The organism is Alphaproteobacteria bacterium (genome assembly GCA_020638555.1).
Taxonomy (GTDB): domain Bacteria; phylum Pseudomonadota; class Alphaproteobacteria; order Bin95; family Bin95; genus JACKII01.
In genome coordinates this window covers 735,522-756,392 of record JACKII010000002.1, presented here as the reverse complement: position 1 = coordinate 756,392, position 20,871 = coordinate 735,522, and the positions used below count along the sequence as shown (strand labels likewise).

At 68.2% G+C, this 20,871-nt stretch carries 22 protein-coding genes; 15 read left to right on the top strand and 7 right to left on the bottom strand.

Annotated features, from left to right (window positions below):
- Window positions 1-29: 29 nt before the first annotated feature.
- The gene (locus H6844_09370) at window positions 30-311 is read right to left on the bottom strand and encodes a hypothetical protein (GenBank protein MCB9929610.1); all 282 of its coding nucleotides are present in this window, start codon (window positions 309-311) and stop codon (window positions 30-32) included.
- A 427-nt stretch (window positions 312-738) separates the two neighbouring features.
- Complete coding sequence (locus H6844_09365; protein ID MCB9929609.1) at window positions 739-1,023, bottom strand: hypothetical protein; 285 nt, start codon at window positions 1,021-1,023, stop codon at window positions 739-741.
- A 250-nt stretch (window positions 1,024-1,273) separates the two neighbouring features.
- Here H6844_09365 and H6844_09360 point away from each other — a divergent pair, with 250 nt between their 5' ends.
- The 5 genes from H6844_09360 (at window position 1,274) to H6844_09340 (ending at window position 5,078) form a co-directional block, all read left to right on the top strand.
- Window positions 1,274-2,098, top strand: a complete 825-nt coding sequence (locus H6844_09360) for a LysR family transcriptional regulator (protein ID MCB9929608.1) — start codon at window positions 1,274-1,276, stop codon at window positions 2,096-2,098.
- Window positions 2,099-2,191: 93 nt separating this feature from the next.
- A complete protein-coding gene (gene gabD / locus H6844_09355) occupies window positions 2,192-3,649 on the top strand; it encodes an NADP-dependent succinate-semialdehyde dehydrogenase (protein MCB9929607.1) in 1,458 nt (485 codons plus the stop codon).
- A 146-nt stretch (window positions 3,650-3,795) separates the two neighbouring features.
- The gene (locus H6844_09350) at window positions 3,796-4,374 is read left to right on the top strand and encodes a CDP-alcohol phosphatidyltransferase family protein (protein MCB9929606.1); all 579 of its coding nucleotides are present in this window, start codon (window positions 3,796-3,798) and stop codon (window positions 4,372-4,374) included.
- Window positions 4,371-4,622: a molybdopterin converting factor subunit 1 gene (gene moaD / locus H6844_09345; GenBank protein MCB9929605.1), complete on the top strand. Its 252-nt coding sequence runs from the start codon at window positions 4,371-4,373 to the stop codon at window positions 4,620-4,622. The genes H6844_09350 and moaD overlap by 4 nt, the downstream gene beginning before the upstream one ends.
- 3 nt (window positions 4,623-4,625) lie before the next feature.
- Window positions 4,626-5,078: a molybdenum cofactor biosynthesis protein MoaE gene (locus H6844_09340; protein ID MCB9929604.1), complete on the top strand. Its 453-nt coding sequence runs from the start codon at window positions 4,626-4,628 to the stop codon at window positions 5,076-5,078.
- Between the two features lie 197 nt (window positions 5,079-5,275).
- Here the strand turns inward: H6844_09340 and H6844_09335 are convergent, their stop codons facing one another.
- Both H6844_09335 and H6844_09330 read right to left on the bottom strand, forming a co-directional pair.
- Complete coding sequence (locus tag H6844_09335) at window positions 5,276-6,445, bottom strand: cytochrome P450 (GenBank protein MCB9929603.1); 1,170 nt, start codon at window positions 6,443-6,445, stop codon at window positions 5,276-5,278.
- 17 nt (window positions 6,446-6,462) lie between these two features.
- Window positions 6,463-6,780 (bottom strand): NIPSNAP family protein, encoded by a 318-nt coding sequence (locus tag H6844_09330; GenBank protein MCB9929602.1) that lies wholly within the window; start codon window positions 6,778-6,780, stop codon window positions 6,463-6,465.
- 101 nt (window positions 6,781-6,881) lie between these two features.
- Between H6844_09330 and H6844_09325 the strand changes: the two genes are divergently transcribed.
- The 10 genes from H6844_09325 to H6844_09280 all read left to right on the top strand — a co-directional run bounded on the left by H6844_09325 (window position 6,882) and on the right by H6844_09280 (window position 18,342).
- The gene (locus tag H6844_09325) at window positions 6,882-7,259 is read left to right on the top strand and encodes a winged helix-turn-helix domain-containing protein (GenBank protein ID MCB9929601.1); all 378 of its coding nucleotides are present in this window, start codon (window positions 6,882-6,884) and stop codon (window positions 7,257-7,259) included.
- Window positions 7,260-7,324: 65 nt separating this feature from the next.
- Complete coding sequence (gene modA, locus H6844_09320) at window positions 7,325-8,137, top strand: molybdate ABC transporter substrate-binding protein (protein MCB9929600.1); 813 nt, start codon at window positions 7,325-7,327, stop codon at window positions 8,135-8,137.
- 9 nt (window positions 8,138-8,146) lie between these two features.
- A complete protein-coding gene (gene modB / locus H6844_09315; protein MCB9929599.1) occupies window positions 8,147-8,854 on the top strand; it encodes a molybdate ABC transporter permease subunit in 708 nt (235 codons plus the stop codon).
- The gene (gene modC / locus H6844_09310) at window positions 8,851-9,987 is read left to right on the top strand and encodes a molybdenum ABC transporter ATP-binding protein (GenBank protein MCB9929598.1); all 1,137 of its coding nucleotides are present in this window, start codon (window positions 8,851-8,853) and stop codon (window positions 9,985-9,987) included. Before modB ends, modC begins: the two co-directional genes overlap by 4 nt.
- A 101-nt stretch (window positions 9,988-10,088) precedes the next feature.
- Complete coding sequence (locus tag H6844_09305) at window positions 10,089-11,468, top strand: 3-deoxy-7-phosphoheptulonate synthase class II (GenBank protein MCB9929597.1); 1,380 nt, start codon at window positions 10,089-10,091, stop codon at window positions 11,466-11,468.
- 20 nt (window positions 11,469-11,488) lie between these two features.
- Window positions 11,489-12,661 carry a nicotinate phosphoribosyltransferase gene (locus tag H6844_09300; protein ID MCB9929596.1) on the top strand — a complete coding sequence of 391 codons (1,173 nt, stop codon included), beginning with the start codon at window positions 11,489-11,491 and terminating at the stop codon, window positions 12,659-12,661.
- A gap of 6 nt (window positions 12,662-12,667) precedes the next feature.
- The gene (locus tag H6844_09295; GenBank protein MCB9929595.1) at window positions 12,668-14,338 is read left to right on the top strand and encodes an NAD+ synthase; all 1,671 of its coding nucleotides are present in this window, start codon (window positions 12,668-12,670) and stop codon (window positions 14,336-14,338) included.
- A complete protein-coding gene (locus H6844_09290) occupies window positions 14,335-15,663 on the top strand; it encodes a glutamate--tRNA ligase (GenBank protein MCB9929594.1) in 1,329 nt (442 codons plus the stop codon). The genes H6844_09295 and H6844_09290 overlap by 4 nt, the downstream gene beginning before the upstream one ends.
- Window positions 15,664-15,837: 174 nt before the next feature.
- Entirely contained in the window at window positions 15,838-17,430 is a 1,593-nt protein-coding gene (locus tag H6844_09285) for a citramalate synthase (GenBank protein MCB9929593.1), read from the top strand.
- Window positions 17,431-17,565: 135 nt separating this feature from the next.
- Window positions 17,566-18,342, top strand: coding sequence for an RNA methyltransferase (locus H6844_09280; GenBank protein MCB9929592.1), 777 nt, complete (start codon window positions 17,566-17,568; stop codon window positions 18,340-18,342).
- Between the two features lie 147 nt (window positions 18,343-18,489).
- Here H6844_09280 and H6844_09275 read toward each other — a convergent pair whose 3' ends face one another.
- From H6844_09275 to H6844_09265, 3 genes are all read right to left on the bottom strand, one after another.
- On the bottom strand, window positions 18,490-20,199 hold the full coding sequence (locus H6844_09275) for an ABC transporter ATP-binding protein (GenBank protein ID MCB9929591.1): 1,710 nt from the start codon (window positions 20,197-20,199) through the stop codon (window positions 18,490-18,492).
- Window positions 20,200-20,276: 77 nt separating this feature from the next.
- Complete coding sequence (locus tag H6844_09270) at window positions 20,277-20,546, bottom strand: type II toxin-antitoxin system RelE/ParE family toxin (GenBank protein MCB9929590.1); 270 nt, start codon at window positions 20,544-20,546, stop codon at window positions 20,277-20,279.
- Complete coding sequence (locus H6844_09265; protein ID MCB9929589.1) at window positions 20,530-20,763, bottom strand: ribbon-helix-helix protein, CopG family; 234 nt, start codon at window positions 20,761-20,763, stop codon at window positions 20,530-20,532. The genes H6844_09270 and H6844_09265 overlap by 17 nt, the downstream gene beginning before the upstream one ends.
- Window positions 20,764-20,871 lie beyond the last annotated feature (108 nt).

The window sequence follows — 20,871 nt, the reverse complement described above, 5'->3', positions numbered from 1 at the left end:
AGGGTTTGGCGGCAGTCGTCGGCTCGCGCTTACTCAGCGGCCTTCAGCGCGCCGTCGACGATTTCCAGCTTGTCGTCGCCTTTGACGTCGAGCGACTGGTCGTTGACGGTCAGGGTGCAGCCCTGCTCGCAGACGGTCACCTCATCGCCGGCGCCGATTTCGACCTCGCTGGTGGTGGAGCCGTCGTTGATCTGCACGGTGTGCGCCACCGCGTCGTTGTTGACAATGCTGGCGGCACCGGCCTGGGCCGAGACAATCGCCAGACCCAGCGCAATCGCGGAAACACTCGACACAATCGTGAGCTTGCTCATGGAAGTACAGTCCTTTCCCGAACCCGGTTACGATCCAGACGTTCGATCACCGGAACATTCGGATAGAGAGGTGGAAAACCGCTTTTCGGCATCGGAGCCAGACAGAGGAACCCTCATTACCTCTGCTCTTTCCGCGTGTTCTTTCAGCGTCACGCCTTTCCCGACGCGACGGCGCGGACAATGCCGCAAGCTTATAATGCAGAAAAGCGAAATTTATTGTCGGATAAAATCGAATTTTCCAATAGATGAGCAAGACGTCGGCGGAGGCGGGACGTAAGGGCCCGGGGCGGCACACCAAGGCATTTCCCTCCGGCAACGAAAAAACCCCGCCGACAAGCGGCGGGGTCTCTCGGCAGTGGAGCCACCAGCGGCGCAACCGCCCTCCCCCGTCCATCGGTCGGGGAATGGCATCGCCGGGCGACTGGCCTTACTGCACCGGATGGAACCGACCATCCTTGATCATCAGCGACTCGTCGCCCTTCAACTGCAGGGTTTCGCTTTCGATGGTCACGGCGCAGCCCGTATCACAGACATTCACGGTCTGCGTCGACTCGATGTCCATCGACGTCACGTTGCCTGCGCTATCGGTGATCTGGATGGTGTGGATGTCCGAATCATTGTTGGTGATGTCGGCAGCACTTGCGGCACCGGAAGCAATGGCGAAAGCGAGCGCCATCGCGGAAATGTCGGTGGCAAAGACGAACCTTTTCATAATCGTAGGGTCCTTTCGGAAAAAGGGGCGCATTGTTGCGATATCATGGTCGGTATATTCGACCTGCGGCATGGCAGGCCCGATTTCGACCAAGCCATCACGCGGAGGGTTCTTTTCGGCAACAGAACACCGCCGTGACAATTTCTTGCCACCGTCTCCAGCGCGACATATGGAACATTATCGTACGGCAATCGAATCAGGTAACGAATTTTGGTGCATCTGATATCGAAAATTCCGATATCAGGGACGCATGGACATCGCCACGATCCGCACCTTTCTGACCATCATCGAAACCCACAGCTTTGCCGCGGCGGCCGAACGGCTGTTCGTGACCCAGTCCACCGTCAGCAGCCGCATCCGCACGCTGGAGCAGACCCTGGGCACCCGCGTCTTCGACCGGGGCAAGCAAGGGGCCAAGCTCACCCCGGCCGGCCGGCAGTTGCAGCGCCACGCGGAGGCGATGCTGCGCGCCTGGAACCAGGCGCAACTCGCGGTCAGCCTGCCGCAGAACATGCACGGCCTCCTGACCGTCGCCGGCCCGGCGACGCTCTGGGAAGGCGTGTTGCTGCCGGCGCTGCCGCGCCTGCGCGAGGCGCTGCCGGAGACGGTCATTCGCGGCGAGCTGGCGAACCCGGCGGAAATCGCCGCCCGCATCGTCAACGGCACGCTCGACCTGGCCCTGCATTACCGGCCGGAAACCGTCGCCGGCCTCGCGGTCACCCATCTGTTCGACGACGAACTGCTGTTGGTCTCCAGCGCGCCGCCGGAGACGGAGGACGTGCCTTATGTCTATATCGACTGGGGACCGGCCTTTCAGGCCGAGCATGCCCGCGCCTGGCCGGATGGCTATGTGCCGGACCTGATCCTCAATATCGGCAGCCTGTCGCTCGCCTATCTGCTGTCGACGCCCGCCAGCGCCTACCTGCCGCTGCGCACACTGGCCGGTGCGCTCGAACAGGGGGTGGTGCGCGCACTGCCCGGCGCCCCCCGTATCGCCCAGCCCGTCTATGCGATCACCGCCAGCGCGCCCACCGAGCCCGTGCGCACGGCTTTGCGATTGTTGCAACGCAATTGACGCCCGCGCCGGCTGGCCTCCCACCCCGCAAAGGCTTATATAGCCGAACAGATCGCGTCTCCGCCCGTCACGCTTTTGAAGGGAGCCTTCCCCATGGACCTGAAAGATCCGAAGCTGTTCCGCCAGCAAGCCTATATCGCCGGCCAGTGGGTGGACGCAGACAGCGGCGAGACCGCGGCCGTCACCAACCCGGCGGATAACGCGGTGCTGGGGTCGGTGCCGAATTGCGGGCCGGACGAGACCCGCCGCGCCATCGAGGCCGCCAACGCCGCCTGGCCGGCCTGGCGTGCCAAGACGGCCAAGGAGCGCGCGGACATCCTGCGGCGCTGGGCCGACCTGATGATGGAAAACGCCGACGACCTCGCCAAGATCATGACGCTGGAACAGGGCAAGCCCTTCCTGGAAGCCAAGGGCGAGATCGCCTATGGCGCCAGCTTCATCGAATGGTTCGGCGAGGAAGCCCGCCGCGTCTATGGCGACGTGATTCCGGCCCACCAGGCCGACAAGCGCATCGTCGTGCTGAAGGAGCCGGTGGGCGTGTGCTGTGCCATCACCCCCTGGAACTTCCCCAACGCCATGATCACCCGCAAGGCCGGCCCGGCGCTGGCCGCCGGCTGCCCGATGGTGGCGAAGCCGGCCTCGGCCACCCCCTTCAGCGCGCTCGCCATCGCCGAACTGGGCGAGCGGGCGGGCATCCCGGCCGGCATTTTCAGCGTCGTCACCTGCGCCGGCAAGAATTCGGGCAAGGTCGGCACCGAGATGTGCACCAACCCGATCGTGCGCAAGGTGACCTTCACCGGCTCCACCCCGGTCGGCAAGGTGCTGATGAAGCAGACCGCCGACACGGTGAAGAAGGTCTCGATGGAACTGGGCGGCAACGCGCCCTTCCTGGTGTTCGACGACGCCGACCTGGACGCCGCGGTCGAGGGCGCCATCGCCTCGAAATACCGCAATGCCGGCCAGACCTGCGTCTGCACCAACCGGCTCTATGTGCAGGCCGGCGTCTATGACGCCTTTGTCGAGAAGCTGACCGCCGCGGTGCAGAAGCTGCCGGTCGGCAACGGCATGGAGCCCGGCGTCCTGATCGGCCCGCTGATCAACCAGGACGCCGTCGACAAGATGGAGGAGCATATCGGCGACGCCGTCGGCAAGGGCGCGCGCATCGTCCTCGGCGGCCATCGCCACGCCCTCGGCGGCACCTTCTTCGAGCCCACCGTCGTCGCCGGCGTGACCCAGGAAATGCTGGTCGCCCGCGACGAGACCTTCGGCCCGCTCGCCCCCGTGTTCCAATTCGAGACCGAGGAACAGGCGGTGCAGATGGCCAACGCCACCGAATTCGGCCTGGCCAGCTATTTCTACTCCAAGGACATGGCCCGCATCTGGCGCGTGTCGGAGGCGCTGGAATACGGCATTGTCGGCGTCAACACCGGCCTGATCTCGACCACCGTCGCCCCCTTCGGCGGCATGAAGGAAAGCGGGCTCGGCCGCGAGGGCTCGAAATACGGCATCGAGGACTATCTCGAGACCAAATACGTCTGCATGAGCGTTTGAGGGCCGGTTCCTCTTTGTGAGCATCCCCGCATCTCTTTCTCGTCATTGCGAGGAGCCGCAGGCGACGAAGCAATCCAGCAGCGGTTCGGCGTTTCGAGCCGCTGCCTGGATTGCCGCGCCCGCCGGGGCGGGCTCGCAATGACGACGTGGTAAAGGTCGTTGTGCACCGCCATATCCCCAACCTGCTGACCGCGCTCCGCGTCGCCGCGGCGTTCGTCCCCCTTGCCGTGCTGGCGAGCGCGCAGGCGACCGCGGCCGGCGTGGCCTTGCTGGTCCTCGCCATTGCCGCGGCCACCGACTTTCTCGACGGCAAGCTGGCGCGGGCCTGGGGCGTGACCTCGCGCGTCGGCCAGGTGCTGGACTCCGTCGCCGACAAGCTGATCCTGGCGAGCCTGCTCGTGCTGGCCATCCAGATCGGCCTGTTCGGCCCCGTCGGCGTGGCCATCGCACTGCTATTGCTGCTGCGGGAAATCTGGGTCGGCGGTCTGCGCGAGGGGCTGGGCGAACGCTCGGCCTTGCTAAGCGCCACGCGAGCCGCCAAATGGAAAACCACATTCCAGTTTGCCGGCCTGCTGCTGGTGTTCGCCGATGCCTGGGCCGGGCTGCGGCTCGGCTGGCTGGCGGAACTGGCCCTGGCGCCGGCGCTGTTGCTGAGCCTGATCAGCGCCTGGGATTATTCGCGCCGCGGCCTCGCCGCGCTGGCTGAAAGGGACGAGCCCCGATGAACGTGCTCTATTTCGCCTGGGTCCGCGCCAAGATCGGCACCGGCCGCGAGGCCGTGGACCCACCGGCCTCGGTCGTCACCGTCGCCGACCTCGCCCGCTGGCTCAGCCAGCAAAGCCCCGGCCATGCGGAGGCGTTCGCCGACCTTGCCTGCGTGCGCGCGGCCATCAACCAGGAATTCGTCGATCCGGCGACGCCGATCCCCGCCGGCGCCGAGATCGCCTTCTTCCCGCCGGTAACGGGGGGCTGAGCCATGGCCGTGCGCGTCCAGGCCGAGCGATTCGACACCGGGGCCGAGATCGAGGCCCTCGTGGCCGGCAACACCGCCATTGGCGGCGTCGCCAGTTTTACGGGCTATGTCCGCGATTTCTCGACCGAATCCGGCGTCGTCGCCATGACGCTGGAACATTATCCCGGCATGACCGAGCGCATGCTGGAACAGATCGAGGCCGAGGCTCGCCAGCGCTGGCAGTTGGAGGCCTCGCTGGTGATCCACCGCTATGGCCGCATGACCGTGGGCGAGCCCATCGTCCTGGTCGTCACCGCCGCCAGCCACCGCCAGGCGGCGTTCGAGAGCGCGGAATTCCTGATGGACTGGCTCAAGACCAAGGCGCCGTTCTGGAAGTGCGAGGAAACCGCCGACGGCCGCGAGCACTGGGTCGACGCCCGCGAGGCGGACGACGCGGCCGCCGCCCGCTGGGGCTGACCCGGCGGCCGACTCAGCATGAAGACGCACCGGAGCCGGTGTATCCCGGCCGCCGCGGAGCGGTGGGCCGGGACCGGTGTCATCCTTCGAACACCGCCGCCGCCGGTGTTCGCACGCCGCGGCCGGCCCCGGATCGGCGCTCTGCACCGTCCGGGGAACAGCGGCCTCTGAGGCGGGCTTAGGCCGGCCGGTTTCCCCTATCCCTGCCACACCGCCGGCAGGGCGATCGGCCCGCGGAATGCCCAGCCGCCGAAGCGCACCGCCTCGGGCTCCGGCAACCGCAGGCCCCGCAGCCGCTCGAACGCCAGCGGCAGCGCCACCTCCGCCACCAGGGTGTGCGACGCCGCCGCACCGGCACAGAAATGCGGCCCCGCGCCGAACGGGATGCTGGCCCGGGTGTCCCGGGTCAGGTCGAAGCGGTCGGGCTCGGCAAAATGCGCCTCGTCCCGGTTGGCGGAGCCGAACATGAAGAACACGCGCTCCTCCGGCTCGAACGCCACCCCGGCATAGTCGAACGCCTGCGCCACCCGCCGCGGCGTCATGCCGATGGGCGCGACCCAGCGGCAATACTCGGCGAAGGCGGCGCGCCAGGTCGCCCGGCCGTCGCGGATCAGGGCCAGTTGCTCGGGATGGGTCAGCAGCGCGTAAATGCAGCCGGCAATGGCATCGCGCGGCTCGTTCTGGCCGCCGGAAATGGCGAGCTTGATATTCGCCCGCGTCTGCGCCAGCGACAGCCCGCCCCGCAGCATGACCGACAGCAGGCTGGAGTCCGGTGTCGCCTCCACCGCCGGCAGGCGCGCGTCGATGGCCGCGTCGATGGCGGCTGTCGCCGCATGGCAGCGCGCCTCCACCGCCGGATCGCCGGCGTAATTGGCAATGCCGTCGATCATCGCCTGGCTCCAGGCATCCATTTCCTGGAAGGTGATGTTGGTGAGCCCGGTCAGCAGCTTCAGCGCCTCGCCCGACACCGGCAGCGCATAGTCGCGCACCAGATCCGCCTCGCCCCGCGGCGCCAGCCGGTCGAGAATGGCCGCGGTTTCCCGCTCGAACCCGGCACGCCAGACCTCGCGCACCGCCTTGGGCGAGACGGCGGGAAAGAACACGCGCCGCTCGGCCTGGTGCGCCTCGCCGTCCTTGCGCATCATGTTCTGGCCCATCAGCACGTTCATCAGCCCGCCCGGCTGGTCGGACGAGAACACGGCGATGTTCTTCTCGCACGCGTAAATGTCGTCGCGCCTCAGGAACAGGGTGGCGTTCAGTTCCGGTACGAAGAGGATCGGCGCTTCCGCCCGCATGCGGGCCAGGTCCGGATAGGGGTCGGCCCAGAAGGCGGCGGGGTCGATGGAATACCGGGGCGCGGTGGACATGGCAGCGCGCTCCCGTCCTAGTCCGCGTCCGGCGAGAACGCCGCCGGCGCCATAATTCGGTCTTCCTGGTGCTGCACCATCCCCTCGGTCCGGGCCAGATAATCGGCCCAGGCCGGATCGGCATCGCGCGAGGCGCGCTTCGCCTCCAGATCGGCCAGACTGTCGTACTTCCAGAGGTGGACCACCTGATTCAACGGACCGTGCTTGACCACGTAATAGCCCGCCAGTTCGAACCCGTGCCGCAACATGATCGGCAGCGCCAGGCTCTCCACCAGCTCCAGATAGGGTTTCATCTTGCGCGGCGTGATGGTGTAGGTGCGGTGGTTGATGATCATGGCTACAGTCCTTCGGCAACGAACGGGCGATGGGCCGTGTCGCATCGGCCCGATGACGTGACAATCGCTCCGGCATGCGCGGGGCTCAGGCAGGTAACACCATGGCAGAGAGAACGAGCGGCGGCGAACCCAAAGTGCGGATCCGCGTGGTCTTCGGCGAGATCGGCATGCTGGGGCCCGGCAAGGCCGATCTGCTGGACTTCATCCACGAGACCGGCTCGATCGCTGCCGCGGGCCGGCGCATGAAGATGAGTTACAAGCGCGCCTGGACCCTGGTCGAGACCATGAACGCCATGTTCCGGGAGCCCGTGGTGATCAGCAGCCGCGGCGGCGAACAGGGCGGTGGCGCCCGGCTGACCCCCACCGGCCAGGCCGTGCTTGCCGCCTACCGCCGGCTGGAGGGCGAAGCCCGCACGGCGGGTGCGACGGAGATCGCCGCCTTGCAGGCCCTGACCCGCGATATTCCCAAACAACCATAACGCTTGACCGCGCCGGCAAACCCCGCGATATATCCTCTTATACATATCCACTTCCGAGGCCCGCCATGTCCCTTTCCAGACCGATGTTGCGCCGCACTGTCCTCTCCCTCTGTGCCGGCGTCATCGCAGCGACGGTCATGGCGACCCCGTTGCGGTCGGCACGCGCCGCCGCGGAGCCGTCCACGGTCACCGTCTTTGCCGCCGCCAGCCTGAAAACCGCGCTGGATGCCGCCGCGGCCGCCTGGAGCAAGCGCACCGGCCATGCGACCCGCATCGCCTATGCCGGCAGTTCATCCCTCGCCCGGCAGATCGAGAGCGGCGCGCCGGCCGACCTGTTCCTGTCCGCCAACACCCGCTGGATGGATTATCTGGAGGACCGGCGTCTGCTGGATACCGCCTCGCGCCGGGATTTGTTCGGCAACCAGCTCGTGCTGATCGCGCCGAAGGCGAGCGAGGCCCGTGCGACCCTCTCCTCGGCCAGCACGTTGATGGAGGCGCTCGGCGACGGCCATCTGGCCGTGGCGAACACGCTGGCGGTGCCGGCCGGCCTCTATGCCAAACAGGCCCTGACCAAGCTCGGGCTCTGGGAGCAGGTGGAACTGCACCTGGCCCAGGCTCAGGACGTGCGCGCCGCCCTCGCCCTTGTGGCCCGGGGCGAGGCGCCGCTCGGCATCGTCTACGCCACCGACGCCAACGCGGAGCCGCGGGTGCAGGTGATCGACGCCTTCCCGGCCGACAGCCACGACCCCATCGTCTATCCCGGCGCCGTGCTGAGCGCCGCCGCGAACGCCGCCGCTGCCGCGGAGTTGCTGGCCTTTCTCAGTTCCGGGGAAGGCGGGCAGTATTTCCTGGACCAGGGCTTCACCTTCGTGCGCTAGAGCCGCGGCATGACCGACTGGTTCATCCTTTCGGCCGAAGAGCGGACGGCCGTCCTGCTCTCGCTCAAGGTCGCGCTCTGGGCCACGGGGGCGAGCCTGCCATTCGGCATCGCCGCCGCCTATGCCCTGGCGCGCGGCCGGTTCTGGGGCCGGGAGGTGCTGGACGGGCTGGTCCATCTGCCCCTGATCCTGCCGCCGGTCGTCACCGGCTATGCGCTGCTGCTGCTGTTCGGGCGCGCCGGGCCGCTCGGCGGCTTCCTGGCCGAGCATTTCGGCATCGTCTTCGCCTTCCGCTGGACCGGCGCGGCGCTCGCCTGCGCCATCATGGGCTTTCCCTTGATGGTCCGGGCCATCCGCCTGTCGCTGGAGGCGGTCGACCGGCGCCTGGAGGAGGCCGCGGGCACGCTGGGCGCGCCGCCGCTCTGGGTGTTCCTGACCGTGACCCTGCCGCTGATCGCCCCCGGCATCGCCGCCGGCATGATCCTCAGCTTCGCCCGCGCCATGGGCGAGTTCGGCGCCACCATCACCTTCGTCTCCAACATTCCGGGCGAGACCCAGACCCTGCCGAGCGCGATCTACACCTTCACCCAGGTTCCGGGCGGCGACGCCCAGGCGCTGCGCCTCACCCTGATCGCGGTGGCGCTGTCGCTCGCGGCGCTGCTGGTCTCCAACGCCCTCTCGCGCCGCATCGCCCGCGGCATCGGCCAGACCGCATGAGCCTCTCGGTCGACATCCGCCACCGCCAGGGCGATTTTCGCCTGGAAGCCCGGTTCGAGAGCGCCGGACGGCTGACGGCGCTGTTCGGCCGCTCCGGCGCCGGCAAGTCGTCGCTGATCGCCCTGATCGCCGGGCTTGCCCGCCCGGACCAGGGCCGGATCGCCATCGACGGCGAACCGCTGGTGGACACTGCGCGACGCCTGTTCGTGCCGGCCCACCGCCGGCGCGTCGGCTATGTGTTTCAGGAGGGCCGGTTGTTCCCGCACCTGACCGTGCGCCGCAACCTGCTCTACGGCCACTGGTTCACCCCCGGGGCGGAGCGCTACACCCGCCTGGACGACGTGGTCGACCTGCTCGGCATCGCCCCGCTGCTGGATCGCAGCCCGGCCCGCCTCAGCGGCGGCGAGAAGCAGCGCGTCGCCATCGGCCGGGCGCTGCTGGCCTCGCCCCGCCTGCTGCTGATGGACGAGCCGCTGGCGGCGCTCGACGAGGCGCGCAAGGCGGAAATCCTGCCCTATATCGAACGCCTGCGCGACGAGCTGCGCCTGCCCATCGTCTATGTCAGCCATTCGGTGGCGGAGGTGGCGCGGCTCGCCACCACCGTCGTCACCATGGCCGACGGCAGGGTAACGGGCGTCGGCCGCCCCAGCGACGTGCTCAGCCACCCCGACCTCACCCCCGGCGCGGACGAGGCGGAGGCCGGCGCGGTGCTGAAAGCGGTGATCCGCGAGCACGACGACGCCTTCGGCCTGACCGCCCTTGCCGCCGCCGGCGGCATGCTGACCGTGCCGCGCGTGCACCGGCCGGTGGGGACGCCGGTGCGGGTGCGGGTGCGGGCGCGGGACGTGATGCTGGCGGTCGAGCAACCGCACGGCCTCAGCGCCCTCAACGTCCTGGCGGCCACCATCCGCGAGATCGGCGCGCCGCACGGCCCGGTGGTGGAGGTGCGCCTTGCCGCCGGCGATGCCGAACTGACCGCCCGTCTCACCCGCCGCTCGGTCAGCCGGCTGGACCTGCGGCCGGGGCGGTCGGTCTATGCCGTCATCAAATCCATCGCCTTCGACGAGGCCAATCTCAGCCTCGCGCCGCATTACCGCGAGAGCGCGGACGCCGCCGCCGACACGCTGCAATAGTTGCCGGATTGCCCCTGTGTTGGTATCTCCACTGGCCAAGGGCCGGCGAGAGTCCTATATGGGACGCCCTGTCACTGTTTTTCACTTTAGAGAGTGGTCCGATGTCTACGTCCTGGAGCCCTGCGAGCTGGCGCACGAAGCCGATTCGGCAGGTGCCGGACTATCCCAACGCCGAAGCGCTGGCCGCCGCGGAAAGCACGCTCCGCGCCATGCCGCCCCTGGTCTTCGCCGGAGAGGCGCGCAACCTGAAAGCGGCCCTGGCCGAGGTGGCCGAGGGCAAGGCATTCCTGCTGCAGGGCGGCGATTGCGCCGAGAGCTTTGCCGAGTTCGGGGCCGACAAGATCCGCGACAGCTTCCGCGTGCTGTTGCAAATGGCGGTGGTGCTGACCTATGGCGCCGCCATGCCGGTGGTGAAGGTCGGCCGCATGGCCGGCCAGTACGCCAAGCCGCGCTCGTCCGATGTGGAGACGCAGGGCGATGTGACCTTGCCCAGCTATCGCGGCGACATCATCAACGGCATGGAGTTCACCGAGGCCGAGCGCACGCCCGACCCGCAGCGCATGCTGCAAAGCTACAGCCAGGCCAGCGCCACGCTGAACCTGCTGCGCGCCTTCGCCCAGGGCGGCTATGCCGACCTGCACAAGGTGCACCAGTGGAATCTGGACTTCGTCAGCCAGAGCCCACAATCGGCGCGCTATCAGGAACTGGCCGACCGGCTGTCGGAAACCCTGGACTTCATGGCCGCCTGCGGCCTGACCAGCGCGACGACGCCGCAGATCCGCGAGACCTCGTTCTACACCAGCCACGAGGCGCTGCTGCTGTCCTACGAGGAGCCGCTGACCCGCGTCGACAGCACGTCCGGCGACTGGTACGACTGCTCCGCCCACATGCTCTGGATCGGCGACCGCACCCGCCAGGCGGACGGCGCCCATGTGGAATTCCTGAGCGGCGTCAAGAACCCCCTCGGCCTGAAGTGCGGCCCCAGCCTGGAGCCGGACGACCTGCTGCGCCTGATCGATGCCCTGAACCCGCACAACGAGGCCGGCCGCCTGACCCTGATCGCGCGCATGGGCGCGGACAAGGTGGAGGAGCACCTGCCGCCGCTGATCCGCGCCGTCGAGCGCGAGGGCCGCAAAGTGGTCTGGTCCTGCGATCCGATGCACGGCAACACCATCACCGCCGGCGGCTTCAAGACCCGGCCGTTCGACCGGGTGCTGTCGGAAGTGCGCGGCTTCTTCGCCGTGCACCGGGCCGAAGGCACGCATCCGGGCGGCGTCCATATCGAGATGACCGGCCAGAACGTGACCGAATGCCTGGGCGGTGCGCAGGCGATCAGCGAGAAAACGCTGGCCGACCGCTACCACACCCATTGCGACCCGCGCCTCAACGCCTCCCAGTCGCTGGAGCTGGCCTTCCTGCTGGCCGAGCAACTGAAGGAAGAGCGGCGCTACGGTACCGTGCCGATGGCGGCACGCGCCTGACCTCGCCAAGGGGGTTGCCGGTGAGCGCGTTGAAGCCTGCGAACGGCGCAACCGTTCGCCCGACCGTGGACGAGGTTCCGCGGTACACGGACGCCTATTTCCGCAAGACCAAGGCCGTGGTCGGCGGGTTCGGCGACGTGGCCGTGACCTATGCGGTGTTCATGCGCCGACCGGTGGTGTGTTGCCCGCGGCTTGCGGTCGAATGGCTCCAGGCCATCGCTGCCAGCCGTGGCGTGCGCTTCGAGATCGAACTGACCCACGCCGAGGGCGAATGGGTCGGGGCGGGCGAGCCGCTGATGTATCTCTCCGGCTCGCTGTTCCATCTGGTCGATCTGGAAACCCTCTATCTCCAGAAACTGGGCGCGGCCTGCGTCGCCGCCTACAACGCCTACGAGATGTGCAAGGCCCTGCCCCGGGCCGCCTTCCTGGCCATGGACGCCCGCCACTGCGCCGGCACCGACATGGCCGACCTGATGGCCTATGCCGCCAGCGTCGGCTCGGCGGCGGCCAAGCGGGAGGTGGGCGCGGTCGGCTTTGTCGGCAACGCCACCGATGCGACGGCGCATTATTTCGGCCAGCCGGTCGGCTTCGGCACCATGCCGCACGCCCTGATCGGCTATGCGGGCTCGACCCTGAAGGCCGCGCAGATGTTCCACGCGACCCACCCGGACGACAATCTGACCGTGCTGGTGGACTATTACGGCCAGGAAGTCAGCGACTCGCTCGCGGTCTGCCGCGCCTTTCCCGAGCTGGCCGCCGCGGGCCGGCTCGCCTTCCGGCTCGACACCCACGGCGGCCGCTATGTGGAAGGGCTGGACACCCAGACCTCCTATGCCGTGCTCGACCGCAACGCGCCGGAAGCCATCCGCCAGTTCCGCAGCGAGTCGGAACTGCGCTATCTGAACGGCACCGGCGTCTCCGCCGCCGCGGTCTGGCACCTGCGCGAGCGGCTGGACGAGGCCGGCTTCCCCAAGGCCCGGATCGTCGCATCCTCCGGCTTCGGCGTGGAGAAATGCCGGGCCTTCGCCGTCGCCAACACGCCGGTCGACCTGATCGGCACCGGCTCCTTCCTGCCGGAGCGCTGGGGCGAAACCTATGCCACCGCCGACATTATCGAGTATGACGGCAAGCCCAGCGTCAAAGTCGGCCGCGAATTCCTGTTGCGCCAGCGCGCCGCCCATGGAGCGGATTAGAACGCCATGACCGACAGTCTCCGCATCGCGCTTGCCCAGATCAACCCGGTCGTGGGCGACGTTCCCGGCAATGCCGACAAGGTCCGCGCCGCCCGCGCCGATGCCGCGGCCCAGGGCGCCGACCTCGTCGTCTATGGCGAACTGGTGCTGGCCGGCTATCCGCCGGAGGACCTGGTTCTCAAGCCGGCCTTCCAGGACGCCTGCCGCGCGGCGGCCGAAGCCCTCGCCAGGGAAACCGCGGATGGCGGCCCCGCGCTGTTGCTCACGACCCCCTGGGTGACGGAGCACCAACTCTACAACGCGGTGCTGCTGGCCGACGGCGGCGAAATCCGGGCGGTTCGCTTCAAGGCCGACCTGCCGAACTACGGCGTCTTCGACGAAAAGCGCGTGTTCACGCCCGGCCCGATGCCGGGACCGGTGAACTTCCGCGACGTCCGCCTGGGCGTGCCGATCTGCGAGGATATCTGGGGCGAAGCCGTGGTCGAGTGCCTGGAGGAATCCGGCGCCGAAATCCTGCTGGTGCCGAACGGCTCCCCCTTCGAAGTCGACAAGCCGGACGTGCGCCTGAACCACGTCATCGCCCGCGTCTCCGAGAGCGGCCTGCCCATGGCCTATGTCAACCAGGTCGGCGGCCAGGACGAACTGGCCTTCGACGGCGCCAGCTTCGTCGTCAATGCCGACCGCACGTTGGCGGTGCAGATGGACAGCTGGCGCGACCAGGTCGTCGTCACCGACTGGACCCGCCAGGCCGACGGCGGCTGGCGCTGCGCCCAGGGCGAGATCGTGGCCGAGCGCGACCGGTCCGAGCAGGTCTATCAGGCCGCCATGCTGGCGCTGCGCGACTATGTCAACAAGAACGGCTTTCCGGGCGTGCTGATCGGCCTTTCGGGCGGCATCGACTCGGCCTTGTCGGCCGCCATCGCCGTCGATGCGCTGGGCGCGGACCGGGTGCATTGCGTGATGATGCCCTCGCCCTATACCAGCCAGGAATCCCTCGACGACGCCCAGGGCGTGGTCGATGCGCTGGGGATGAAATACGACACCATCGCCATCGGCCCGGCCATGGCCGCGTTCGACCAGATGCTGGCCACCGCGTTTGCCGGCACCAAGCCGGACACGACGGAAGAAAACATCCAGGCCCGCGCCCGCGGCATCACCCTGATGGCGCTTTCGAACAAGTTTGGCCACATGGTGCTGTCCACCGGCAACAAGTCCGAGATGTCGGTCGGCTATGCCACGCTCTATGGCGACATGTGCGGCGGCTACAATGTGTTGAAGGACATCTACAAGACCACGGTGTTCGCCATTTCCCGCTGGCGCAACCAGCACAAGCCGGCCACGGCGCTGGGCGCCGACGGCGTGGTCATCCCCTGGAATATCATCACCAAGCCGCCATCGGCCGAACTGCGCCCGGACCAGAAGGACGAGGACTCGCTGCCGCCCTACGACCATCTGGACGACATCCTGTTCTGCTTCATCGAGAACGAAATGCGCGTCGAGGAAGTCGTCGCCCGCGGCCATGACGAGGCCACGGTCAAGCGCATCTGGCGCCTGCTGGACATTGCCGAGTACAAGCGGCGCCAGGCCCCGCCCGGCGTGAAGATCTCCAGCCGCAATTTCGGCCGCGACCGGCGCTATCCCATCACCAACGCCTTCCGACGGGTGGCCGCCTCGTGACCCTGGTCTGCCGTTTCGCCCCCTCGCCCACCGGCTATCTGCATGTGGGCAATGCGCGCGTCGCGCTGTTGAACTGGCTGCTGGCCCGCAAGGCCGGCGGCGTGTTCATCCTGCGCCTCGACGACACCGACACCGAGCGCTCGACCGACGCGTTCGCGGAGGCCATTCGCGAGGATATGACCTGGCTCGGCCTCGCCTGGGACCGCAGCTTCCGCCAGATCGACCGCATGGCGCGCTATGACGAGGCGTTCGAACACCTGAAAGCCGCCGGCCGCCTCTACCCCTGCTACGAGACGCCGGAAGAACTGGGCCTGAAGCGCAAGACGCAACTGGCTCAGGGCCTGCCGCCGAAATACGACCGCGCCGCCTTGTCCCTCACCGACGCGCAAAAAGCCGCCTACGAGGCCGAAGGCCGCCGGCCGCACTGGCGCTTCCGGCTCGACGATGCCGACATCGTCTGGGAAGACGCGGTGCGCGGCCCGGTCCGCTTCGAAACCGCCCACCTCACCGACCCGGTGTTGCTGCGCGAGGACGGCCGGCCGCTCTACACGTTTTCCTCCTGCGTCGACGACGTGGACGAGGGCGTGACCCACGTGTTGCGTGGCGAGGATCATGTCTCCAACACCGCCGTGCAGGTGCAGATCATCGCCGCGCTCGGCGGCGACCCGGCGGCCATGACCTTCGCCCACCTGCCGCTCCTGACCGGCGCCCAGGGCGAGGGCCTTTCGAAGCGCGAGGGCTCGCTGTCGCTGCGCGACCTGCGCGCGCAGGGGATCGAGGCGATGGCGGTCAACAGCCTGCTCGCACGCCTGGGCACGCCCGACCCGGTGGAGGCGGTCGCCAGCCTCGACGCCCTGGTCGAGACGTTCGACCTCTCCCGCTTCGGCCGCGCCACGCCGAAATTCGATCCGGCCGAGTTGCAGCGCCTGAACCACGGCATCCTGGCGACCCAGCCCTTCGCCGCGGTGCAGGCCCGCCTCCCCGCCGGCGCGAGCGAGGCGCAATGGCTCGCCGTGCGCGGCAATCTGGAGACTCTCGCCGATTTTGCCGCCTGGCAGGCGGTCTGGGCCGGCACGGTCGCGCCGGCAATCGAAGAGCCGGACTATATCGCCGAAGCCGCCGCCGCCCTGCCGCAGGAACCCTGGGACGCCACCACCTGGAAGGCCTGGACCAACGCCCTCAAGGCCGCAACGGGCCGCAAGGGCAAGGCGCTGTTCCGCCCGCTCCGCCTCGCGCTCACCGGCCGCGAGCACGGCCCGGAAATGGCGGCGCTGCTGCCGCTCATCGGCCGTGCCAAGGCGCTCGAACGCCTCAAGCAGGGCTGAGTGTGGCCCTTGGTCTTATGGAAAAATCCGCATAACCCCGTCATTGCGAGCCGCTAGGCGAAGCAATCCAGCCATACCGGCTGTGCGCATAGGCGCTGCCCTGGATTGCTTCGTCGCCCCGGATCAAGCCCGGGACTCCTCGCAATGACGGACTGGGGAGGATGGAGAAACACGATGACCGACCGCCTGTACATATTCGACACGACGCTGCGCGACGGCAATCAGACCCAGGGGGTCGATTTCGGCGTGTCCGACAAGATTGCCATTGCCCGCGCGCTCGATCAGCTCGGCATCGACTATGTCGAGGGCGGTTGGCCCGGCGCCAACCCGACCGACGACACCTTCTTCGCCCAGCCGCCGGCGCTGCACAACGCCCGGCTCACCGCGTTCGGCATGACACGGCGCGGCGGCCGCTCGGCGGCCAACGATCCGGGCCTGGCGGTGACGCTGCGCAGCAAGGTCGAGACCATCTGTCTGGTCGGCAAGACCCATGACCGCCACGCCCAGACCGCCCTCGGCGTCGACCTGGACGAGAACCTGGACATGATCCGCGATTCCATCGCCGAGATCGTCCGCCGCGGCAAGGAAGCCCTGTTCGACGCCGAGCACTTTTTCGACGGCTACAAGGCCAACCCCGCCTACGCCCTCCAGGCGATCCAGGCGGCCTATGAGGCCGGCGCGCGCTGGGTGGTGCTGTGCGACACCAATGGCGGCGCGCTGCCGGACGAGGTGCACCGCATCGTCACCGCCGTCGCCGGCCATATCCCCGGCGACCGGCTCGGCATCCACACCCACAACGACACCGAAAACGCCGTCGCCAACTCGCTGGCCGCGATCGAGGCCGGCTGCCGCCAGGTGCAGGGCACGATCAACGGCCTCGGCGAGCGTTGCGGCAACGCCAACCTGATCTCGCTGCTGCCGACCCTGATCCTGAAAAAGGGCTTCGAAACCGGCGTCACCCGCGAGGCGCTGACCAAGCTGCCCGAGGTCAGCCACATGCTGGAAGAGCGCCTGAACCGCGCCCCGAACCGGCACGCGCCCTATGTCGGCGCCAGCGCCTTCGCCCACAAGGCCGGCCTGCACGTCTCGGCGGTGGAGAAGGATCCCAGCCTCTACGAGCACATCGACCCGGCACTGGTCGGCAACCGGCGCCAGATCGTGGTCTCCGATCAGTCCGGCCGGGCCAACATCCTCTCCAATTTCCGCGACATGGGCATCGAGATCGCCGCCAACGACCCCCGCGTCGCGCGGCTGGTGGAAGAGGTGAAGGAGCGCGAGTTCCAGGGCTATGCCTATGACGGCGCCGCCGCCAGCTTCGCGCTGCTGGCGCACCGGCTGGTGGGCGATGTGCCGGAGTATTTCCAACTCGACAGCTTCCGCGTCATCGACGAGCGGCGGGTGAACGCCAAGGGCGACCTGATCACCCTCTCCGAAGCGACCGTGAAGGTGACCGTCGGCGGCCACCAGTCCATGACCGTCGCCGAGGGCAACGGCCCGGTGAACGCCCTCGACGCGGCGCTGCGCAAGGTGCTGGTGCCGCACTACAAGCCGCTGCAAGGCATGCGTCTGGTCGACTACAAGGTCCGCATCCTCGCCCCCACCGACGGCACGGCCGCGGTCACCCGCGTGCTGATCGAGACCGCCGACGGCGACGACGAGCGCTGGACCACGGTCGGCGTCAGCGGCAACATCATCAACGCCTCCTACGAGGCGCTCTATGACGCCGTCACCTATCTGCTGTTCCAGAAGGGCGTGGCGGCGCTGTGAGCCGCTTCATCCCCTCCCTTCGCCGTCATTGCGAGCCCGAAGGGCGTGGCAATCCAGACCGGCCATTGTGCCGAGCCGCGGCTCCCGTGGATTGCGTCGCCCGCTCCGCCGTCTCGCCACGACGGACGTAAAGCCATGGCCGGCACCGACCACACCCAACCGGCGACCGACGCCCCCGGCCCTGCCGTCGTCCTCGTCCACCCGCAGCTGGGCGAGAACATCGGCACCACGGCCCGCGCCATGTGGAATTGCGGTCTGGCCGACCTGCGCCTGGTCGCCCCCCGCGACGGCTGGCCCAGCGAAAAGGCCGTGGCGGCCGCCTCCGGCGCCGACGTGGTGCTGGACAAGGCCCGCGTGTTCGCCACCACCGCCGAGGCCGTGGCCGACATCGACCGCCTCTATGCCACCACCGCGCGCCGGCGCGACATGGTCAAGCCCGTGTTCACGCCCCGCGGCCTCGCCGGCGACATGCGCGCGGCCATGGCCCGCGGCGAACGGGTCGGCATCCTGTTCGGGGCGGAGCGTTCCGGCCTGGTCAACGAGGACGTGATGCGCGCTCACGGCATCGTCACCGTGCCGCTGAATCCCGCCTTCACCAGCCTGAACCTGGCCCAGGCGGTGCTGCTGATCGGCTATGAATGGTACACGTCCGCCGACGCAACGCCGCCCGGCGTCCTAGAAATCGGCGAGGGCACACCGGCCACCCAGGCCGAAATCGACGGCCTGCTGGAGCATCTCGACCACGAGCTGACGCTGGCGGAATACTATCGCGAGCCGAACCTGCGCCCGACCATGCAGAAAAACCTGCACAACGTCTTCCGCCGCGCCGGCCTGACCGAGCAGGAGGTGCGCTCCTTCCGCGGCGTCGTCGCCCGCCTCGCCGAATGGCGCGGCCGCCGGCCGCCGAAATAGGCGGCCCCGGAAACAAGCCGCCGTTTCCCGGCCGCCGCGGAGCGGTGGGCCGGGATCGGTGTCTTCATTCGAACACCGCCACTGCCGGTGTTCGCACGCCGCTAGCCGACCCCGGATCGGCGCTCCGCATCGTCCGGGGAACAACCCCTACGCCGCCACCTCGCGGCTGAATTTCGGCGCGAGGCGCAGCAATTCCCGGGTGTATTCGTGGCGCGGATGCTCGAACAATGTCTCGCTGTCCGCCACCTCGCAGAGTTCGCCATAGCGCATCACGGCGATGCGGTCGCACATCTGCCGGATCACCGCCAGGTCGTGGCTGATGAACAGCATGGTCAGGCCCAGATCATCCTGCAAATCCTTCAGCAGGTTCAGCAGTGAGGCCTGGATCGAGACGTCGAGCGCGCTGGTCGGCTCGTCGCAGATCAGGAAGCGCGGCCGCATCACCAGCGCGCGGGCGATGCAGATGCGCTGGCGCTGGCCGCCGGAGAACTGGTGCGGATACTTGCCGCCCGCGTCCACGGCCAGGCCCACCCGCTGCAACACCTGCTCCGCCAGGTCGCGCGCTTCCGTAGCCCCGGCCATGCCGTGATGGACCACCGGCTCGGCGATGATGTCCCGCACCCGCATGCGCGGGTTCAGGCTCGAAAACGGGTCCTGGAAGATGATCTGCATGTCGACGCATTCGGCCCTGAGCCGCGCGTCGCGCGAGAGGCCGGTGATGTCGCGGCCGTTATAGGCGATCCGCCCTTCCAGCGGTGTCTCCAACCCGACGATCATCTTGGCCACGGTCGACTTGCCGGAGCCGCTCTCGCCCACCAGCCCGAAGGTCTCGCCCTGGCGGATCGCGAACGAGACCTTGTTGACCGCACGGAAATAGGTGTTCCAGCGCTTCAGCACGCCCTTGGTCTTCACGAACTCCACCGACAGGTTCTCGACCGTCACCAGCGGCTCGTCGCGATCCGCCGCGCGGGTGAGCCCGTCGAACCAGGTCAGTTGCCGGCTCATCGCCTGGGTGGTGCCGGTCTCCCCCGCCTCGGCGCCGGCATGGACCAGGGCGAAGCGTTCCAGCTTCACGTCGGTGCGCGGCACGGCGGCGATCAGGCTCTGGGTGTAGTCGCGCTGCGGCCGGTTGATGATGTTGGCGGTGGTATCCACCTCGACCATGCGCCCGTGCCGCATCACCGCCACCCGGTCGGTCACCTCGTTGATCACCGCCATGTCGTGGGTGATGAGCACCACGCCCAGTTGCCGCTCGCGGCAGAGCGACTGGATCAGCCCCAGAATTTCCGACTGGATCGAAACGTCCAGCGCCGTCGTGGGCTCGTCGGCCAGCAGCAGTTCCGGCTCTCCCGCCAGCGCCAGCGCGATCACCACCCGCTGGCGCATGCCGCCGGAGAACTGGTGCGGATACTGGTTCACCCGGTGCTCCGGGTCGGGAATGCCCACCTGGCGCAGCAACTCCACCGCCCGCGCCCGCAGCGCGTCGCCGGTGAGGCCCAGATGCAGGCGCACGGTCTCCATGATCTGGAAGCCGACGGTCAGCACCGGGTTCAGCGCGGTCAGCGGGTCCTGGAAGATCACGCCGATACGCTTGCCGCGCACCTGTTGCATCGCCTCGTCCGAGAGCGCCATCAGGTCGGTGCCGTCCAGGCGGATGCGGCCGCTCTCGATATAGCCCGGATAGTCGATCAGGCGCATGATCGCCGTGGAGATGGTCGACTTGCCAGCACCGGATTCGCCGACAATGCCCAAGATCTCGCCCGGCTCCACCGCGAAGCCGACATCGCGCACGGCCGTGAACTTGCCGGTCCGCGTCGGGTAGACCACGGTCAGGTTCTCGACTTCGAGCAAGGGCATGGGCAGCGGCTCCGCGTTCGGCTCGTTCGGCTGCAATCTAGCCGCGTTATTGGCGTCTGTCAGCGCAAAGCGACCTTTCACCGATACACCTCGCGCCGGTGCCCGACCTCCACGACCAGAACGGTCAGCACCTCGTTCTGCAATTCACAGAGGATGCGGTAGTCGCCAACGCGATAGCGCCAGAGGTCGCCCAGGTCCGAGCCTTTCAGCGCCTTGCCAAACTGGCGAGGGTCATCGCTCCCGGCAATGCGGGTGCGCAGGAATTGGCTGACCCGGTGAGCTCCGGTCGCCCCAAGACGCTTGATCTGCCTGGCAGCGGCGGGCGTGACCTCAACCGTCCAGGCCAAGTTCAGCGTCCAACTCGTCAAGGCTGAGCGCCGGTTGGCCCGAGCGCCGGTGCGCGATCAGCGCGGCCTCGGCCGCATAGCGATCCTCCAGGTCCTCAAGATGCTCTTCCACCGCCTCGCGGATATAGTAGCTGGCGGTGCGGCCGGTTTTCGCCGCGAGCGCCTGCAAGCGCGCATAGGTCTCGTCCGGGAAGCGGATCGCGGTCTGTTTGCTCATGGTGGCTCCTTGGGATGCACGTATACCATATAGTCCGAATCCGGCCCCCTGTCACCCGTGGCACGAACCGGCTTCCGCCCTGGATCGTCACGACCCCTGGCGCCGTGA

Bases quoted from the DNA above. Each gene is read 5' to 3' on its own strand.
- H6844_09265 (MCB9929589.1), bottom strand. From the start codon at position 20,763: ATGAGCAAACAGACCGCGATCCGCTTCCCGGACGAGACCTATGCGCGC.
- H6844_09365 (MCB9929609.1), bottom strand. From the start codon at position 1,023: ATGAAAAGGTTCGTCTTTGCCACCGACATTTCCGCGATGGCGCTCGCT.
- modA (MCB9929600.1), top strand. From the start codon at position 7,325: ATGTCCCTTTCCAGACCGATGTTGCGCCGCACTGTCCTCTCCCTCTGT.
- H6844_09370 (MCB9929610.1), bottom strand. From the start codon at position 311: ATGAGCAAGCTCACGATTGTGTCGAGTGTTTCCGCGATTGCGCTGGGT.
- H6844_09280 (MCB9929592.1), top strand. From the start codon at position 17,566: ATGGCCGGCACCGACCACACCCAACCGGCGACCGACGCCCCCGGCCCT.
- H6844_09360 (MCB9929608.1), top strand. From the start codon at position 1,274: ATGGACATCGCCACGATCCGCACCTTTCTGACCATCATCGAAACCCAC.
- H6844_09295 (MCB9929595.1), top strand. From the start codon at position 12,668: ATGACCGACAGTCTCCGCATCGCGCTTGCCCAGATCAACCCGGTCGTG.
- H6844_09285 (MCB9929593.1), top strand. From the start codon at position 15,838: ATGACCGACCGCCTGTACATATTCGACACGACGCTGCGCGACGGCAAT.
- modB (MCB9929599.1), top strand. From the start codon at position 8,147: ATGACCGACTGGTTCATCCTTTCGGCCGAAGAGCGGACGGCCGTCCTG.
- H6844_09305 (MCB9929597.1), top strand. From the start codon at position 10,089: ATGTCTACGTCCTGGAGCCCTGCGAGCTGGCGCACGAAGCCGATTCGG.
- H6844_09325 (MCB9929601.1), top strand. From the start codon at position 6,882: ATGGCAGAGAGAACGAGCGGCGGCGAACCCAAAGTGCGGATCCGCGTG.
- H6844_09275 (MCB9929591.1), bottom strand. From the start codon at position 20,199: ATGCCCTTGCTCGAAGTCGAGAACCTGACCGTGGTCTACCCGACGCGG.
- moaD (MCB9929605.1), top strand. From the start codon at position 4,371: ATGAACGTGCTCTATTTCGCCTGGGTCCGCGCCAAGATCGGCACCGGC.
- H6844_09335 (MCB9929603.1), bottom strand. From the start codon at position 6,445: ATGTCCACCGCGCCCCGGTATTCCATCGACCCCGCCGCCTTCTGGGCC.
- H6844_09330 (MCB9929602.1), bottom strand. From the start codon at position 6,780: ATGATCATCAACCACCGCACCTACACCATCACGCCGCGCAAGATGAAA.
- H6844_09340 (MCB9929604.1), top strand. From the start codon at position 4,626: ATGGCCGTGCGCGTCCAGGCCGAGCGATTCGACACCGGGGCCGAGATC.
- modC (MCB9929598.1), top strand. From the start codon at position 8,851: ATGAGCCTCTCGGTCGACATCCGCCACCGCCAGGGCGATTTTCGCCTG.
- gabD (MCB9929607.1), top strand. From the start codon at position 2,192: ATGGACCTGAAAGATCCGAAGCTGTTCCGCCAGCAAGCCTATATCGCC.